We start from the raw sequence: 16,192 nt of genomic DNA on the forward strand, positions 1-16,192 counted from the left end.
AAGTCTGAAGTGGTCAGGACTGAGCGACGGGAAGCTGGACGAGCGACGGGGAGCTCGGATCGGACACGATCTCGACGGTCGACCCTTGTGCATCGGGCAGCGGGATCGTCTCGCGGTGGTCGTAACCGGTCACCGTGACCTGGATGCGGTGGCCGGCGCGGAACACGTACGACATCGGGAGGATGTCGAACCGCATCCGGGTCGCCTCGCCCGGTGTGAGCGGTTGCGCGTCTTCCCGGTACGACCGGTGGAACGGCACTTCCGCGGGAAGTTCGTACGGTGCCTCGGTCTCCGCGCGCAGCGATGCGGTGAGTCGGCCCTCTGTGATCACGGAGACCGTGCCGTCCGGTGCGACATCCTCGATGTAGGCGAAGATGTGGGCGTCGTCGCGGTCAACGCGCACGGTCACGTCGGCGATCGGGGTGCCGGTGACCTCCGTGTCCTTCTCGAGTGCTGCCCCGACGAAGAAGGCCCCGGCGCCGGGGACGTGGCAGGGCTGGACGGTAGAACCCTCGCCGGCGTCGGGGCACTCCACTACGGTGTCGACCGTGAATCGCGATGTCCCGGGCGCGGTGGAACCCAGGACGCCGTCGCCGCCGAGGGCGAAGTCGGTGAGCCCGGACGAGGTTGGTGGCCACGATTCGGCTGTGCGCCAGCCGATGTCACCGGTGGGGTCGTCGATGGAGTCCACTATGGCGTATCGGATCGGGGGTGCTTCGTCGATGCCGGTGTCGATGCCCTTGAGGTGAAAGTCGAAGAACCGCTGCGCTTCCTGAACGAGTGCCAGACCAGGGTTCTCGCAGTGCCGCCAGGGACCGATCAGCAGCTTCGATCCGGAGGTGTTCAGTGCCGTGACGATGCCCTGGTCGCGGAATTCGTCGCGCCAGCCGCCGACGATGTACAGCGGCACCTGTGACTCCCGGATTTGATCGGCGTAGGTGCTCAGGCTGCCTTCGGCCCAGAAGCGGGATCCCACCAGCGTCGAGTAGTCGTCGCGGTAGGGCATACCTGCCCACATCTGTGCGAGCGGGGTGGAGAGTTGGTGCTGCTCGGCGGCTTGGCGCAGGAGAGTCTTGTCGTCGTCGCCGGAGACCGGGGTCAGTGCAAGATCGTCCTCTACCTTGCGTGTGGGGCCGTATCCCCACTGTGCGGCGATGCCGCCTCGGCGCATGGCGTCGTACTTGTTCCACGAGAAGCAGCCCGCGAAGGCCGCCTTCAGGTGTGGCGGACGCATGCTGACGGCGTGCATGGCAGCATCGCCGGTGTTCGAGCAGCCGTAGACCCCGACCTGCCCGTTCGACCACGGTTGGGTGGCGAGCCACTCGGTGACGTCATAGGCGTCCTGCGCCTCCACGCGGTCGTGGTATCCGCGGCGCACCCCGAACGACTGCCCGTTACCGCGGCGTGCGACCTGCGCGACGACGTAGCCCTGGTCGGACATGGACGTGAGGTTCGAGTAACCGGCCTCTTTCGGGCCGACACCGTCCTTCGGGCTCGGATAGATGTCGAGCTTGTGATGCCAGATCACCGGGAACCGTCCGTCGACAGCCTGCCCGTTTTCGGCCGGCCTGTGCAGCAGGACCGCCAGCTTCGTTCCGTCGCTCATCGGAACGTAGAACGTCTCGGTGGTGCGCTCGGTGAACTGCGGGGTGGGCGCGTACTCGGCAAAATCTGCTGCAATCTCCCCACTTTCACCGATTCGTGGCACGACCACCGCCAGGCCGGCCACGACGGCAACTGCGATCAGACCGGCGAGAAACCAGCGAATTCTCGACATCATTTCCTCCGAGGACGTTGCGGGAACGCGTCCAGCCGGCCGAACGTCAGCTTCGGGCAGGACGCTTGTCGTCCGTGCGAGTGCGCGGACGGGTAGTGCGCGGCGTGCGCGCGAGGACCGCACCGCACACCAGACAGGCGAGTGTTCCGACGGCCATTGCCCAGCGCGCGGACGCACCGTCGACGATCGAACCGGCGATGATCGCCCCGACGGGGGCGACACCGACACTGCTCATGGTCAGCAGCGCCGAGGACCGGCCGAGAAGATGGGACGGGCTCAGGGTCTGGACGGCACTGCCCAACGAGCTTTGGAATGCACCCAACCCTAGACCGATAATGGGTGAAACAACAAGGAAAACAACAATATTGGGAGACAGTGCCGCGCAGGCCAGCGCGCCGCCGAGGACCATGGTGGCGAGTGCGACGACGCGGAGACGCACCTGGGCCAGCGTGGAGACGACGAGTCCACCCACGACCGCGCCGACCGCATTGAGTGCGTGCGCGGCACCGAGCTGCGGGGCACCGGCGTCGAGGCTGATGGTCACCATCGCCGTGACGACCACCATGAAATTCATCGCCAGCACTGTCACCGCGACGTTGGTCGCGAACAGTCTCCGCAACGTCCGGTCGGCCAGTAATGTGCCGATGGCACTGCGCGCTTCGTCCGAGTCGGCGGGTCGAACGGGACGCGCCACGAACCGCTTCGCGTTCATCGAACACATCGCCAGGATCACGAATCCGTAGGTCGCGGCGTTGATGCCGAAACACGTGGCCGGACCGGCCACTGCGTAGGCGATGCCGGCGATGCCCGGGCCGATCGACCGGGCCGCCGACAGGGCAACGGTATTGAGCGATACCGCCACCCCGAGTTCACGTGCTCCGACGAGTTCGAACAGGAATGCTTGGCCCGCCGTGCGGTCGAACGCCTGCACCACCCCGGAGAACGCGACGATTGCGAGCAAGATGGGAAGGTGGTCGATGCCGGAGCTCGCCGCAAGAGCGAGCATCGCCGCGGCGAGCGAGGACAGTGCCGCGGTGACGAACAGGATTGACCGGGGACGGAACGTGTCCGCGGCAGCACCGGCCACGGCGGAAAGCAGCAGGATCGGTGCGAACTGGCATACCGTGACGAGGGCGAGTGCGCGGGCGCTCTCGGTTTCCTCGACAATCCACAGGCTCAATGCCAGGTTCTGGAACCAGACACCGGTATTGGAGGCGATCTGGCCGGTGAAATAGAGGGCGAAGTTGCGCCGACGGAGCGGTGGCGGGACGAGGGAAGCCATCGGGGCCTCAGCCGAGGACTCTCCTCTCGAGAAAGCCGCCGATCGCGTTCTCGACTACCGTCGCCGTGTCGCCGCGCGAATCCGCGTTACTGGCATTGATTTCGAGTACGGGAATTCCGGCTTGCTCGAGTGCCGCGGTGGTGAAGGTCCCCCCGGGCACGTCGTCGGCCACGAGGTGGACGACCGCATCGACTCCATGGGCGAGCGCCTCCTTCACGTACCACTGCGACGACCACGGCGGTGTGTAGAGCTGGTCGGTGAACCCGACGAACCGGGCGGCGAGGGTCCGCATCGGGTCGTCCCCGTAGCGAGGGTAGCCGTCGGCCGCGATGGCCAGGTACATGGACCACACGAAGACGGCCCCGTACTTATCCTGGAAACGCTGGTACAGACCTAGGTCGAACCAGAGACCGCGTCCGATCCACATGAGGCGGACCCGCTCGTCCGGGCATACGGCCCGGCGCGCGTACACGGCCTGCTCGACCTCCTCATAGAGCGCGCGTGCGGCGTCGCGCGCCCACTCGCTGCCGCGGTGCCACTGCGGGATCATCACGGCCGGGATGCTGTCGTTGACCGAAACGGGAGTGGGACGGGAGGACGCGATCAGGTCCCGTGTCCGCCTGTTCCACTCGGCTTGCTCGTTGACCAGATCCATCACGGCGGCGAGGCGGTCGAGGTCGAACGTCCGACCCGTGCGTTCGGTGAGGAACTCGACGAGTTGCCAATTCTCGTCGGTCATCAGGTCCAATCGGTCGGCAGCGTACGCCTGATCCCACCGATGCGGGACGAGGTCCCACCAATTGTCGGGTGCAGTGGTCGCCGAAGATCGCTCGAACGCGAAGAACTCGGTCTCCGGATGCTGCGCCCACAGGTCAAACACCTTCCGGGTGGCGTCCCCACTGCTCTCGGCGATAACGAAGTCCGGTCGGGGCAGCCCACCCCAGGGCGCCTGCTCGGCTGGGAGGTTCATCGATCCCAGTCCGATCGCGTCGTACTGGTACGAGTCGTCCGGATAGCCCAGCCCGGCAATGGTGTTCAGGCTCGCCGGGCCCAACCGTTTGGCGGCCACGACGGACGCCCACCACTGGTTGACTACGTACGGGATCCCCATCGCGCGCAGGATTTCCTGAGGTGCGTCCGCGTTGACCAGCGCAAGCGGGGCGCCGGCGGCCACCTCGGCTCGCATCTGCGCGAACCACTCCTTCTGGCGGGCGGTGGCCGCGGTCGCTGCGGCCAGCCGCTCCGGTGACGCTGTATGTGCTGCGCTCATCGTGCGGATACCTCGCAATCTTCCCGGGTCAGCCGTTGGAGGGCTTCCCCCAGTTCCCTGTCCGGCCAGGTACGACCACCCCCGGCCACTTTCTCCGTGCGCACGCACTCACCGACTTCCCGGACCAGTGCGGGAAAGTCCCAGTCCGGTGCGGGATCGTTGCGGCGGACGAGGGACAGGACCGCATCCGCAGCGGCGCGCCGCACACCCTCGGCGCTATAGCCGGCCCGGTCGGTCAACCCCGACGTCTGCGCCATCACCCCGCAGTACAGGCGATGCAACGCGATTGCGCTGTGGGCACTGTCGAGGTCGTCACCTGCGGCCGGCACCGGCCACAGGTCCGCCACCGCATCACCCCAGCTGTGGTCGTCGCCCACCAACCGCGCACCCGCCGACTCGAGCGCGGCGTAGGCGTGGTCGTGGTCGTGTGGGCTGCCGGTGAGGAAGACGCGCGGCCCCGCCGGGATCGGTGACGGGTCCGCGAGCAACGCCTCCGCCAGTGCGATGCACTCAGTGGGTTCCGCGGACTGGCTGAGCGCGAACAACCGGAGGGCGTCGACACCCGACACTGTCGGGATGGCCGATCTCCGTCGTTCGCGGACCTCGACCAGTCGGCATCCGAGGCGGGCCCGGACAGTTTGTGCTGCACGAAGATTTTCGAGCGTATGCGGCCGGCCAGTCCATAGCGTGATGGTCTCGGCGAGTCCGGCGATCTGACTCGTGTTGTACCTGCGCGTCGACTTCCGACGCAGATGCAGGACGTCGAGCAGGTGGACGGGCGGCACCGGACGGCCCTGCGCCGCCAGCGCACGCAGTACGTAGAACACGCGCAGCGACGCCTGGCTGTCCCGCGACACGACCAGTCCGCGGAGGAAATCGACGTCCCCCGCGAGGATCTGGTCGAGGATCGAGTAGGCGGTCGCGTCGACCGCACCCCCGAGCAGCGTGACGGCTTCGGGACTGGGTGACCGGTCGACGCTGGACAGCCGGTACGCGAGTGCACCGCAGGACTCGAGGATCTCGGGCGGCACGTCCGCTCCGACGACCCCGATCACCGCCGTCCCGTCGGCCGCGGCGGCGCGCGCACGATCGAGCCGGCTGTCGTAGCGCCTGCGCAGCCGCGCCGATGCGGACGATGCCGAAGACGCAGAGGACGCCGTCACAGCGCTTTACTCTCGACGAGGTCGGCGATGTGCGACTCGTCGTACCCGAGCAAATCTGCCAGGATCTGGGTCGTGTGTTCACCGAGCGCGGGCGCGGGACGGTCGAGCGTGGTCTCGCTGCCGGACATCGTGATCGGCAGCCCGCTTCCGAACAGTTCGACCACGTTTCCGTAGGTCGGGTGTGTCAGAGGTACCACCTCACCGCGTTCGACGACGATGGGGTCGCGCACTGCGTCGCGGGGCGAGCGAACCTCCGCGCATGGCGCACCGTGGCTTTCGAGGTCCGTGATCACCTTTGCAAGGGGCTTGTCGGCCGCCCACTGTCCGATCATCGCGTGGAGATCGTCGGCATTGTGGACGCGGCCGTCGCGCCGAGCGAATCGGGGATCGGTGATCAGGTCGGGGCGCCCGATCGCCGTCAGGACTCCGTGCGCGAATCCGTCGGTGGGAGCGCAGATGGCGAAGTAGCCGTCCTCCGCCTCGAAGGTGCCGAAGGGGGCGAGCCGCGGCACGAGTGCGCCGGTGCGGGTGGGCAGTCCGATCATCTCGAAGGCGTCGAAGGGCTCCGCGGCCACCATGGAAGTCAGCGCACCGAGCATCGAGACGTCGACGTGCTGTCCCCGACCGGTGCTGTCAGCCTGGATGACGGCCGAGAGGGTGCCGATGACGGCGAACAAGGGCGCGACGAGGTCGCCGATGGGTAGACCGAAGCGGATGGGGGCGTCGCCGGGGCTGCCTGCGGTCATCATCACGCCGCTGAGCGCCTGGATGATGGTGTCCATCGCTTTGCCGGTGCCGGGGCCGCCCTGACTGCCGAACCCGCTGATGGAGGTGTAGACCAGTCTCGGGTTGGCGGCGGAGACGGCCGCGTAGTCGATTCCCAGTCGCGCGGTGACACCGGCACTGTAGTTCTCGACGACGATGTCCGCCTGCCCGGCGAGGTCGAGGAAGACCTGCTTGCCGTGAGGGTTCTTGAGGTCGAGGGTCATCGACTCCTTGTTGCGTCCGCGAGACAGCATCGACACCGACATGTCGTCCGCGCTGGTGCGTTTCACCGACAACCCGTCCGGCGTGACGTATGGCGAATTGTTGCGTGCGGCGTCCCCACCGCGCTCGGGGTTCTCGATCTTGATCACGCGGGCACCGAGACCGGCGAGGAGCAGAGTCGCGTACGGCCCGGCCAGTGCGGTGGTGAGGTCGAGGACGACCTTCCCTTCGAGGGGTCGCTGAGCCATTATCGGATCCTTTGCTGTGCAGTGGGTGCGGTGACCATCACGAGGTCACCGTCGCGGTGGAAGTCGGTGTCGAAACCGGCTGCGCGGGTGATCGTCTCGATGTACTCGACGACGCTCTCGGTGCGGGAATCGTCGGCGGTGAGCGGCACCGGTCGCGCGTCGTCGTCGATCCAGCACGGAACGAAGCCGGCGGCGACCAGGCCGTCGGCGTCGAAGGTGCACGTCGCGACGGCGGTGTTGCGGCTCTCGGGGTGGAAGGGGTAGGACGGCATCGCCGGATCGGGGCTGAAACCGAACATTTCCTGTCGGCGGGCGGCCCACGCGCGGCGTTCGGCGGAGTCTCCGCCGACCGGGGTGAGCGCATGGGTGACCGTGACGAAGTTGCCGAGCCCGTGGAAGATCGGCTTTCCGCAGTAGAACTCGATGCCGCGCATGATGTGGGCATGATGCCCGATCACCAGGTCGGCGCCTGCGTCGATCGCTGCGTAGGACACCGGGGACTCGTAGTCGGCGAGGACCGCCGGGGTATGCCCGATTCCCTTGTGCAATGCGACGACGAGGACGTCGACCTGGGGTCGCAACGCGGTGATGTCCGCCTTCATCTGGGCGAGACTGTCCGGTGCCGCGAACGTGTAGACGGTCGGCGGTCCACCCGGGGTGGCGGAGTCGAGTTCGTAGTGGGTGAGCACCTTCACATACGCGGCGCCAGCCTTCTGGGACGCCGCCCAGGACTCGCGCGGTCCGACGCAGTTGTAGCTGAGTACCCCGACGCGCAGTCCGGCCGCCTCGGTGACAGCCGGCTCCCGGGCCTCGGCAAGGTTCCCCCCTCCGCCTGCGGTCCGCAGGCCGGCCTTGCGCGAGTAGGAGATGGTGTCGAGCACACCCTCGGTACCGACGTCGTAGAAGTGGTTTCCCGCGAGGGTGACGACATCAAACCCCGCCTCTGCCACCGCCTCGAGCGCCTGCGGGTCTGCCGGCGGGGCCGGCACGTCAGTGCTCGCCTGCACGGTGCTGGTCGAGTGCGGCACTTCGATGTGCCCGATGGCCACGTCTGCCGACCGGAACAGGTGTGCGCTCGGCGCGAAGTAAGAGGCGGGGTCGGGCTCGTCGAGGACGAGGTCACCGACAGCCATGACGGTGCAGGTCCGGCTCACTGCGACTCCTTCACGAGTTCACGCTCACGGCTTGCTGTCAGCGATTGGGTGAATCGGCTCAGGAATCGCTGCAAGCGTTCGCTTTGCGGGCGTTCGAAGAACTCTTCGGTGGTGTTCTGCTCCACCACCTTGCCCGCGACCATGAACACGCAGCGGTCAGCGACCTGTCGAGCAAACTCCATCTCGTGGGTGACAACGATCATCGTCAGCCCGGCTCGGGCGAGATCCTTGATGACACCGAGCACTTCGTCGACCAGCTCGGGATCGAGTGCGCTGGTCGGCTCGTCGAACAGCAACACTCGCGGACGGGTGGCCACCGCCCGCGCGATCGCGACCCGCTGCTGCTGCCCACCCGACAGTTGCCGAGGGTGGGCCTGCGCCTTGTCGGGCAGTCCGACCTTCTCGAGCAACGTCTCGGCACGGACCCGGGCGTCCTCACGCGAGAACCCGTGGACCGCGACGGCCGCCTCGGTGATGTTGCGCAGCACGGTCCAGTGCGGGAAGAGGTTGAACTGTTGGAACACCATTCCCATGCGTCGTCGTTGCTGGGCGACCTGTTCGTCGGTGAGTGGGCGCAGGGCTCCGTGCCGCTGCGCGAAACCCAGCAGTTCGCCGTCGAGGTACATGGCGCCGCCGTCGATCTTCTCGAGTTGGTCGATGCAGCGGACCAGGGTCGATTTCCCGGAACCGGAGGGGCCGAGGATCACCACGACCTCACCTTCGGCTACCTCGAGGTCCACTCCGTCGAGCGCGGTCGTGCCGTGATAAGTCTTGCGTAGGTTTGTCACCCGGACTACGGGGGTAGTTCGGTCGGTCATCGCGAGGCCCTTCCTCGAAGAAATGTGGTGCGCCAGGAGGTGGTAGCGCCCTCGTCACGGCGTTGGCCCTTGCCGTACCGGCGTTCGAGTCGGCGTTGCACGAAAGTGAGCAGCGAGACGACGACCAGGTACCAGATGCAGGCCACCAGCAGCAGCGGAACCACCTGGTACGTGCGGTTGTAGATCAGCTGCACGGAGAAGAGGAGGTCGGTCATGGCGATCACCGAGACCAGGGACGTGCCTTTGAGTAGCGAGATGAACTGGTTTCCGGTCGGGGGAACGATGACGCGCATGGCCTGCGGAAGGATGATGCGCGAGAAGGTCCGCCACTGGGTGAAACCCATGGCGCGTGCGGCGTCGCGCTGGCCGGCATCGACCGCGCCGAGCCCGGACCGGATGATCTCGGACATGTACGCGGCCTCGTGCAGGCTCAGGCCGATCAGGGCTGCGGTGAGCGGGCTGATCAGTGCGGTCGACGACCACGACCCGAACGTGGGTCCGAACGGGATTCCCACGGAAATCTCCGGCAGAAGGTAGGCCAGGTTGAACCAGAAGATCAACTGCACCAGCGGCGGAATGCCGCGGAAGACGCCGACATAGGCCTGGCACACGATTCGTACGGGCCAGAAGTCACTGGCATGGCCGGCCGCGAGAGCGATGCCCAACAGCGATCCGACCGTCATGCCAACGATGGTGATGAACACCGACATCGCGAGACCCTGCAGCACCGTCGGGTAGAACAGGTAGCCCCAGACGATGTCCCAGGCGAACCGTTCGTTGGTCACCACAAAGTTGACGAATTGGGCGGCCAGAACCAGGAGGATCACCGAGATGATCCACCGGGCGGGGCGCAGGCGTGGCCGGGCCCGGGCGACGTCGAACTCTTCGGGTCTCGGTCTGGTGTGAGGTTCCGCGGACACTGGGGCGGTCATCGAGTTTCCCTGCTCTTCGGACATGACGGGGGCAGACAGGCGCGGGTTCATGCGGCCGGGGTGGGGTTGAGAACCGGAGCGGTAATGGCGATGTCCTCGAGCTGCCACTTCTTCACCAGCTCCTGGTACTGCCCGTCCTCGAACAGCAACTTGAACGCCTCGTAGAAGACCGGTCCGAGTTCATTGGTCTTCGGTGTCAGGAGGACGAGCTGGTCGGCGAGTGCGCCCTGCTCCTCGGTTTGGGCGACGGTACGCCACGTGTTCGGTTGCGCCGCTGCCGTATCGATCGCACCGCTCTGTGTCAGCGCCGCCGAATCGGCCCGGCCGGATTGCACTGCCAGCAGTGTCGCGTTGGTGTCGGCGAGACCGACGAACTCCACCCCCGGCTGCCCCTTGGCGGCGCACCAATCGGACAGTTTGTGGACCTGTTCCTCGGTGATGGATCCGACGACCCCTGCGGACCGGGTCCCGCAGAGCGCGTCGGCGTTCTCGGCGTCGATGCCCCCGTTCATCGGGATGAGGTAGGAGGTGCGGCTGGTCAACCATTGGACACCGTCGAATTGTGCGAGCCGGTCCGGTGTCGCCTTCACAGGGCCGTTGAAGGCGTCATACCGGCCGGAGAGCATCCCGGAGAGCATGGCGGGAAGACCGCTGGTGATCTCCGTCCGGACGGGAATTCCCAGCACTCCCGACAGCGCCTGCTGGACGTCGGGGTCCATCCCGGTGAGCGTTTTGCCATCCGGTCCGACGGTCCGGTATGGGGGGTGCGAGTCGCCGGCGAAGACGATCTCACCCTTGTCCTTGATCGCCTGCGGCAGTTGGTCGTACAGGACGCCGGCGTTGGCGCCCGGCCCCGACAGCTTCTCGGTGTCGGCGGTCCTCTGATCGATCGACGTACACCCGGCCAGCGCCAGCGCCGATAGCGCGACGGCGGCGCAGAAGGTCTTTGAACGAGTGAGCCTCATTGGTCCCTCACTTGGTGGTCGAGAGGCCCCGAGACTCAACAGTCCCTGAAGCCGGAAAGTGATGCGTGCAACAAGGACGAAGTTAGTTCAATACATGACTTCCGTCAACGATATGACGAAAGTTGCTACGCCTCCGAGTTCGTGGCCCGCAGATCGAGGCGTTCTCCGGCTTCCATCCGGGCGACCGGGTCGAGCTGATCGTGCAGCGCGCGGAACAGGCGCTGCGCCGGCGCCGCGGGCCAGTCCGCGGGCAGGTGCTCGAGTGGCAATCGAGGGTCCTGACGAATTACCTCGAGCCACTCGGTGACCAGAACCAGTTGGGTGGCCAGCGCGCCGCCCGCACGACTGCCCGGGTCGTTCCATCGGTCGAGGAACTGCGCATATCGGTCGGCGATACCCGCTATGTCCCAGGCGTCACGCAGCATTGCGGGCACGTCCATCCCGGACTCGGCCCTGCTGTAGAACACGCGCACCTTGTCACTGCCCTCGACACCGTCGAGGACATCGGTGACATCGCGTGTAGACGGTGAAACCCACAGTCCTCCTTGAAGGGAGCCGAACCCCGCCCACTGCAGACGTGCCCGGAGTTCGTGGCGCTGCTTCTGCCAGGAGTCGGGAAAGCTGAAACTGAGAAGGGTCCATGTTCCATCCCAGCTGCTCTCGACGGCGCCGGTGCGCCAGATCCGGACGTGGCCGTCCTGCAAGATGGCTTCCGCTCGCGAGGTGAGTCCGACATACGTGCGTCGTCCGTGGCGGTGCTTTGTCAGGAGACCGCGTCTGACCATGCGGTCGAGCGCAGAGCGGGTGGCATGTTCGCCGACGCCCACTGAAGTCAGGACGTCGAGGACGCTCGACGTACCGACGAGGACGTCGCGGCCGAGCACGTAGCGGCCGAGGACCGTCAGCAGGACGCTCTGCGCCTTCACTCCAGCGGCGGCGTCATAATGCGAATCCGTTACGTTCGTCATAAAAGTGACGATACTCCCCGGATCGACAAATGGCATCAGGGCGCGCGGAAACAACCCCTGCCCTTCACTGGGCGCAGGGCAGGTCAATCTGATCCGCCACCGTGAACACTGGTTGTGCGGGCGGCCTCCTTTCTCAATACGCGACAAATGTTACCCCGAACGGGCACTGGTATGCATCCTTTTCTTTTGACTCTTTGTAGGAGGACGACCACCCGACCACCACCGATACTCTGTGACGGTGAGTGACAGCCCGATGCGACCGCAGTACCAGAATTCCCAGCGCCTCCTGACGACACTGCTGGGCGACTACTGGTTCTGGCGCCGCGAGCCGTTACCTTCGCGGGTACTGGTCGACCTGCTCGCCGAATTCGGACTGGCCGAACAGGCCGCGCGCGCCGCGATCCGCCGACTCGCCGCGCGCGAACTCGTCACCGTCTCGAAAGTCGGCCGGACCACGTTCTACGGCGTCCCACCCAAAACCGAGGACCTGACCATGGAACGGCTCACCCGCATCTTTCGATTCGGTTCGGGAGACCGGGCCTGGGACGGTTTCTGGACCTTCGTGATGTTCTCCGTACCGGAGGACCAACGCGAGCTGAGGCGGACCCTCCGCACCCGGTTGCGAACGCTTGGCCTCGGATCCCTCTACGACGGCGTCTGGGTATCGCCGTGGGATCTCACCGAAGAAGCCTGCGCTGTGCTGGCAACTGTCGGTGTCGACCGCGCCACCGTCAGTCGCGCCCGAATCACGAAGAGTGCCTCGTTCAGCGGCGACCCGGTACAAGCGTGGGATCTGCCCGAACTTGCTCGCGAGTACGACAGTTTCGTGGCCGACACCGCCCGGCTGCGGACACGAGTCACCGAGCAGCAGACCACCCCCGCGGACGCCCTTATCGTCAGGACCAAGGTGATGGCCCGGTGGCGAAGCTTCGCCGACATCGATCCCGATCTGCCGGCCGAAGTCCTGCCCAGCCCGTGGCCCAGAGACGCGGCACGACGTCACTTCGTCGAGATCTACGACAACCTCGGCCCCCTCGCGGAAACGAGAATGCGGGAGATCGTCAAGCGGCACGCGCCGGAACTCGCCGACCTCGCCGTGCACCGCACCAGCACGGATCTGCGGCGCGGCGCACGTAGGCTCGGCTCCGACGTACGCTGAGAGCGCTCGGCATGCGCCACAGGCGAACTCGTCGGTGGTGTGGTGCGTACTTTCCGGTTGTCGAGAACAATCCCGACCGCATCGTCGATCCCACCGTGCAGGACATCCTCGCGGAGTGGTTGGCCACGAACGAGTGCCGGAGGCTGGACAGAGGTGGGGTATTCCAATCGATGAACTCGCCGTCGCGTCTGGTACCGCGAGGCCACGGGCACCCCATCGGTGTGGTGGTCAGGTCGGCCAACCCGCAAAGTACCCGAACCGGGAGAGGAGGCGGCGTCGGGGCCACTGCCGAGCCATCCCAGCCAGCCTGGATGCGCCAGCCAGCCGACCGAACGGATGCTGGGCGGCCTGGGGCGCTGCGCGTAGATGGATGTCTTTGTGCGGGATGGATGGAACGGATCGATGGTGGAGTGGGCATTGGGAGGGACGGGCGGGCGGATGGAGGAGAGGGTCGGTCGGGTCGATGTGTCTGTGGGCATAGATGGATGGAGAGGTGTTCACCTATTGCGGGTTGTGATGCGTTGGTAGCGGAGTGGCTGGGCTGACCAGTCGGTAATCACACCTTGAATGGTCGTCAGATCACACCCTGCGAACTGTCAACGGCATCGTTCTCAAGGAAGGAAGCGGCATCAAACCCGGGACGGTTCAACATGCGACATCGGACAATTTAGTCGTCGAAGATGTGCGATAGTTCGTCGCGCTTGTTCGACATCTGGTTCTCGATGTAGAGAGCGTTGACAAGCGCGAGTGCCAAGATGATTGCCGCGACCACACGGACCCACTTCGCCGCACCAAAGAAGAAAGCAACAGCCACGCCTGCTCCGACGACTCCGACTCCTGTCCAGATCGGGCCAGAGCCGGTCAGGAGACTGACCGACTGCATGGACATCGCCAATCCGATGCCAACGAGCACACAGACGCCGATCGCAACCGCTCTTTGCCTGCTTGGTCCGGGGCTGGACGCCGAAGTCGTGACAACAGGGGCGGACCATGCGGTGCCGTCCCAATAGATCTTTTTTGCAGGGTCGGATGGATCTGGATACCAACCGGGCGCTGGCTGCGTCATGTTTCCCGCTTCTGTTTAGCTGCACTATCTACAGGGAGAACAGCATAGCCAGGGCGGACATCGTGCAGAGAACTCTGGAGTTGACCCCTGACGGGGACACCTGACTGACGGGACGGCAGGTCCCGCGCGAAGGATGTCCATATGTCGGGCAAACGCAAGCGGTACACCCCGGAGTATCGGGAGCAGTCCGCCCGTCTAGTGATCGAGACCGGACGTCTGATCGCGTAGTCGCGAAGAAGAGCGGGGTCAGCGAACAACTGCTCGGCAAGTGGGTGGCCCATGTGAAGGCGCGCTCCGTCATTGAACATGACCGCGCTCCGGACGTCGACGCGCGAGCCGAGCTCGAACGGCTCCGCCAGGAGAACTCCGAATTGCGTTTGGACCGCGAGTACTTGAAAAGGTTGCGGCCTTCTTCGCAACCGAATAGAACCGGTACACGCCTACTGGCTGATCGACGCGGAGATAAACGCGCCCCGGACCAGCATTCCGATCCCACCCGGCACCTATAGCGCGCGCGAATGCCCACCGAGGTCGAAACTCTGGGCGAACGGGTACACGACAGTTGCTAGTAGACCGGGTTTGACGTCCTAGATTGAGCCCGATCAGGCGGAAATCGTGGATCGCGGCACATAGGTGACCCAAAACCAGGTTGATGGGTGAACACCCTATGGATGGATGAACGGAGGGGTGGAGCCGGAGCGCGGGGGTGTTCACCTATTGCGAGCCGCCTTAATGCTGGCCTGGGTAACTCCACGAACTGACTGTCTGGTAATCATGCGTAAGTAGGCCCCTCTAATCACACCTGTTTCCGCTTGCTGCGGGCATGTCCGCGCACTACCTGCGAACGGTGCGATCGCTGCAGATCGTTCTGGTGGGCGGGCAAACCGGCTGGCAGCGCCCCGGATGGGACAACGCTCCAATAGAGCGGAGGTGTCCCGACTCAGTGCATCTGATGCTGTGTAGGTTCCGCGAAGGGGTGTTCTCCAGAATGCGCATGTTTCATGAGCCATACGGATTCTGGCGCCGAGGCTGGTTCGCGAGGAATCTGCCGGGCTGTCGAACCGCTGTCGCGACAGGCTTGTGAGACGTCGCCTACCGGTCGATTGTCAGGGACTGTCCCACGGTCTCGAGCACAGGGTTTAACGGTGGTATCGGTAGAGTGGTTCGGCGACGCAGACGGGTTTGTCGGTGGCACTGCATTCCACGGTCACTGCGGAGACGATCTGGACTCCGGCGTTGATGTCCTGGGCCGAAATTATCTCGGCGTTGAGCCGGACCTTCGATCCCGCGGGGACGGGGGCCGGAAACCGGACCTTGTTCAGGCCGTAGTTCACCGCCAGGGACGTGCCCTGAACTTCGAGAACCTGCGCGAACATGACGCTGAGCAACGACAGGGTGAGGTAGCCGTGGGCGATGGTACGCCGGAACGGGCTTTCCGTGCGGGCCCGTTCCGGGTCGAGATGGATCCATTGGTGGTCGTCGGTGGCGTCGGCGAAGGTGGTGATTCGGTCTTGGGTGATCTCGAACCAGTCACTGGGGTCCAGTGTGGTGCCGACGAGGTTCTTCAACCCGTCGACGGTGGTGGTTGTGGGCATGGTGGTTACTTTCGACGCGATGGGCTTGCGGGGTGTGGTGCGGTCAGGTGATGGTCATGCCGCCATCGACGGCGAGTGTTTGTCCGGTGACGTAGCCGGCGGCGTCGGAGGCGAGCCAGATGAGGGTGGCGGCGAGTTCGGTGGCATCGCCGGTGCGCCCGAGCACCATCCGTGACGCGAGGCTGTCGAGGTAGCCGTCGTGATATTGGTCGGTCATCTCGGAGGCGAAGAAGCCCGGGGCGAGTGCGTTGACGCGAATTCCCTTGCGGGTGCCCCATTGTTGGGCGAGGTCTCGGGTCAGACCGATGATTGCGGCTTTGCTGGCGCTGTAGGCGGCCTGGGGCAGACCGGCGGTGGTGAGCCCGAGGACGCTGGAAATGTTGACGATGGAACTGCCGGGTTGCATGACCTTCCCGCACGCCTGGGCGGTCCAGTAGGAGCCGCCCAGGTTGATATCGATCACCGAGCGAAACTGGTCGGGGGTTTCGCGGGTGGCGGGGTGGGCGGTGGCGATTCCGGCGTTGTTGACGAGAACGTCGACGCGGCCGAACTCGGTCATTGCTGCGTCGACCAGAGCGGTGCACTGATCCGGATCAGCGATGTCGGTAGCTACGGGCAGGGCCCGTCGGCCGGTGGCACGGACCAGTGCGGCTGTGTCGCCCAGTTTGTCGACGCGACGCGCCGCGAGGACGATGTCCGCGCCGGCCTCGGCGAGGGCCTGAGCGAAGGCCACGCCGAGACCGGACGAGGCGCCGGTGACGATGGCGACGCGGCCGTCGAGGCGGAATTTGTCGAGCACACTCATGTG

Annotated in this window: 14 protein-coding genes; 1 reads left to right on the forward strand and 13 read right to left on the reverse strand. The window is 65.6% G+C overall.

Annotation, left to right across the window (positions count from 1 at the left end; all coding sequences use genetic code 11):
- Positions 1–13: 13 nt before the first annotated feature.
- The 10 genes from QM693_RS05800 to QM693_RS05845 all read right to left on the reverse strand — a co-directional run bounded on the left by QM693_RS05800 (position 14) and on the right by QM693_RS05845 (position 11,564).
- Positions 14–1,777 carry a CocE/NonD family hydrolase gene (locus QM693_RS05800; protein WP_283351695.1) on the reverse strand — a complete coding sequence of 588 codons (1,764 nt, stop codon included), beginning with the start codon at positions 1,775–1,777 and terminating at the stop codon, positions 14–16.
- Positions 1,778–1,823: 46 nt separating this feature from the next.
- Positions 1,824–3,059, reverse strand: a complete 1,236-nt coding sequence (locus QM693_RS05805; RefSeq protein ID WP_283333373.1) for an MFS transporter — start codon at positions 3,057–3,059, stop codon at positions 1,824–1,826.
- 7 nt (positions 3,060–3,066) lie between these two features.
- Entirely contained in the window at positions 3,067–4,329 is a 1,263-nt protein-coding gene (locus QM693_RS05810; RefSeq protein WP_283333374.1) for a 2-hydroxyacyl-CoA dehydratase family protein, read from the reverse strand.
- A complete protein-coding gene (locus QM693_RS05815) occupies positions 4,326–5,492 on the reverse strand; it encodes a 2-hydroxyacyl-CoA dehydratase family protein (RefSeq protein WP_283333375.1) in 1,167 nt (388 codons plus the stop codon). Before QM693_RS05815 ends, QM693_RS05810 begins: the two co-directional genes overlap by 4 nt.
- Positions 5,489–6,727 carry a CaiB/BaiF CoA transferase family protein gene (locus QM693_RS05820; RefSeq protein WP_283333376.1) on the reverse strand — a complete coding sequence of 413 codons (1,239 nt, stop codon included), beginning with the start codon at positions 6,725–6,727 and terminating at the stop codon, positions 5,489–5,491. The genes QM693_RS05815 and QM693_RS05820 overlap by 4 nt, the downstream gene beginning before the upstream one ends.
- On the reverse strand, positions 6,727–7,881 hold the full coding sequence (locus QM693_RS05825) for a CapA family protein (protein ID WP_283333377.1): 1,155 nt from the start codon (positions 7,879–7,881) through the stop codon (positions 6,727–6,729). Before QM693_RS05825 ends, QM693_RS05820 begins: the two co-directional genes overlap by 1 nt.
- On the reverse strand, positions 7,878–8,699 hold the full coding sequence (locus QM693_RS05830) for an amino acid ABC transporter ATP-binding protein (protein WP_283333378.1): 822 nt from the start codon (positions 8,697–8,699) through the stop codon (positions 7,878–7,880). The genes QM693_RS05825 and QM693_RS05830 overlap by 4 nt, the downstream gene beginning before the upstream one ends.
- The gene (locus QM693_RS05835) at positions 8,696–9,631 is read right to left on the reverse strand and encodes an amino acid ABC transporter permease (RefSeq protein ID WP_283333379.1); all 936 of its coding nucleotides are present in this window, start codon (positions 9,629–9,631) and stop codon (positions 8,696–8,698) included. Before QM693_RS05835 ends, QM693_RS05830 begins: the two co-directional genes overlap by 4 nt.
- 47 nt (positions 9,632–9,678) lie before the next feature.
- Entirely contained in the window at positions 9,679–10,596 is a 918-nt protein-coding gene (locus tag QM693_RS05840) for a transporter substrate-binding domain-containing protein (protein ID WP_283333380.1), read from the reverse strand.
- 125 nt (positions 10,597–10,721) lie between these two features.
- The gene (locus QM693_RS05845) at positions 10,722–11,564 is read right to left on the reverse strand and encodes a PaaX family transcriptional regulator (RefSeq protein WP_283333381.1); all 843 of its coding nucleotides are present in this window, start codon (positions 11,562–11,564) and stop codon (positions 10,722–10,724) included.
- A gap of 238 nt (positions 11,565–11,802) precedes the next feature.
- On the opposite strand from QM693_RS05845, the gene QM693_RS05850 reads away from it, so the two are divergent.
- Positions 11,803–12,723 (forward strand): PaaX family transcriptional regulator, encoded by a 921-nt coding sequence (locus QM693_RS05850; RefSeq protein ID WP_283333382.1) that lies wholly within the window; start codon positions 11,803–11,805, stop codon positions 12,721–12,723.
- Positions 12,724–13,390: 667 nt separating this feature from the next.
- On the opposite strand, the gene QM693_RS05855 is transcribed toward QM693_RS05850, so the two are convergent.
- The 3 genes from QM693_RS05855 to QM693_RS05865 all read right to left on the reverse strand — a co-directional run bounded on the left by QM693_RS05855 (position 13,391) and on the right by QM693_RS05865 (position 16,189).
- Complete coding sequence (locus QM693_RS05855; protein WP_283333383.1) at positions 13,391–13,789, reverse strand: DUF2510 domain-containing protein; 399 nt, start codon at positions 13,787–13,789, stop codon at positions 13,391–13,393.
- A 1,139-nt stretch (positions 13,790–14,928) separates the two neighbouring features.
- Positions 14,929–15,384, reverse strand: coding sequence for a MaoC family dehydratase (locus QM693_RS05860; RefSeq protein ID WP_283333384.1), 456 nt, complete (start codon positions 15,382–15,384; stop codon positions 14,929–14,931).
- Between the two features lie 43 nt (positions 15,385–15,427).
- Entirely contained in the window at positions 15,428–16,189 is a 762-nt protein-coding gene (locus QM693_RS05865) for an SDR family NAD(P)-dependent oxidoreductase (protein WP_283333385.1), read from the reverse strand.
- Positions 16,190–16,192 lie beyond the last annotated feature (3 nt).

The sequence above is a fragment of the Rhodococcus sp. IEGM 1305 genome, assembly GCF_030058635.1.
Classification (GTDB): Bacteria; Actinomycetota; Actinomycetes; order Mycobacteriales; family Mycobacteriaceae; genus Rhodococcus_F; species Rhodococcus_F opacus_D.

Bases quoted from the DNA above. Each gene is read 5' to 3' on its own strand.
- QM693_RS05800 (WP_283351695.1), bottom strand. From the start codon at position 1,777: ATGTCGAGAATTCGCTGGTTTCTCGCCGGTCTGATCGCAGTTGCCGTC.
- QM693_RS05805 (WP_283333373.1), bottom strand. From the start codon at position 3,059: ATGGCTTCCCTCGTCCCGCCACCGCTCCGTCGGCGCAACTTCGCCCTC.
- QM693_RS05810 (WP_283333374.1), bottom strand. From the start codon at position 4,329: ATGAGCGCAGCACATACAGCGTCACCGGAGCGGCTGGCCGCAGCGACC.
- QM693_RS05820 (WP_283333376.1), bottom strand. From the start codon at position 6,727: ATGGCTCAGCGACCCCTCGAAGGGAAGGTCGTCCTCGACCTCACCACC.
- QM693_RS05830 (WP_283333378.1), bottom strand. From the start codon at position 8,699: ATGACCGACCGAACTACCCCCGTAGTCCGGGTGACAAACCTACGCAAG.
- QM693_RS05835 (WP_283333379.1), bottom strand. From the start codon at position 9,631: ATGACCGCCCCAGTGTCCGCGGAACCTCACACCAGACCGAGACCCGAA.
- QM693_RS05840 (WP_283333380.1), bottom strand. From the start codon at position 10,596: ATGAGGCTCACTCGTTCAAAGACCTTCTGCGCCGCCGTCGCGCTATCG.
- QM693_RS05845 (WP_283333381.1), bottom strand. From the start codon at position 11,564: ATGACGAACGTAACGGATTCGCATTATGACGCCGCCGCTGGAGTGAAG.
- QM693_RS05855 (WP_283333383.1), bottom strand. From the start codon at position 13,789: ATGACGCAGCCAGCGCCCGGTTGGTATCCAGATCCATCCGACCCTGCA.
- QM693_RS05860 (WP_283333384.1), bottom strand. From the start codon at position 15,384: ATGCCCACAACCACCACCGTCGACGGGTTGAAGAACCTCGTCGGCACC.
- QM693_RS05865 (WP_283333385.1), bottom strand. From the start codon at position 16,189: ATGAGTGTGCTCGACAAATTCCGCCTCGACGGCCGCGTCGCCATCGTC.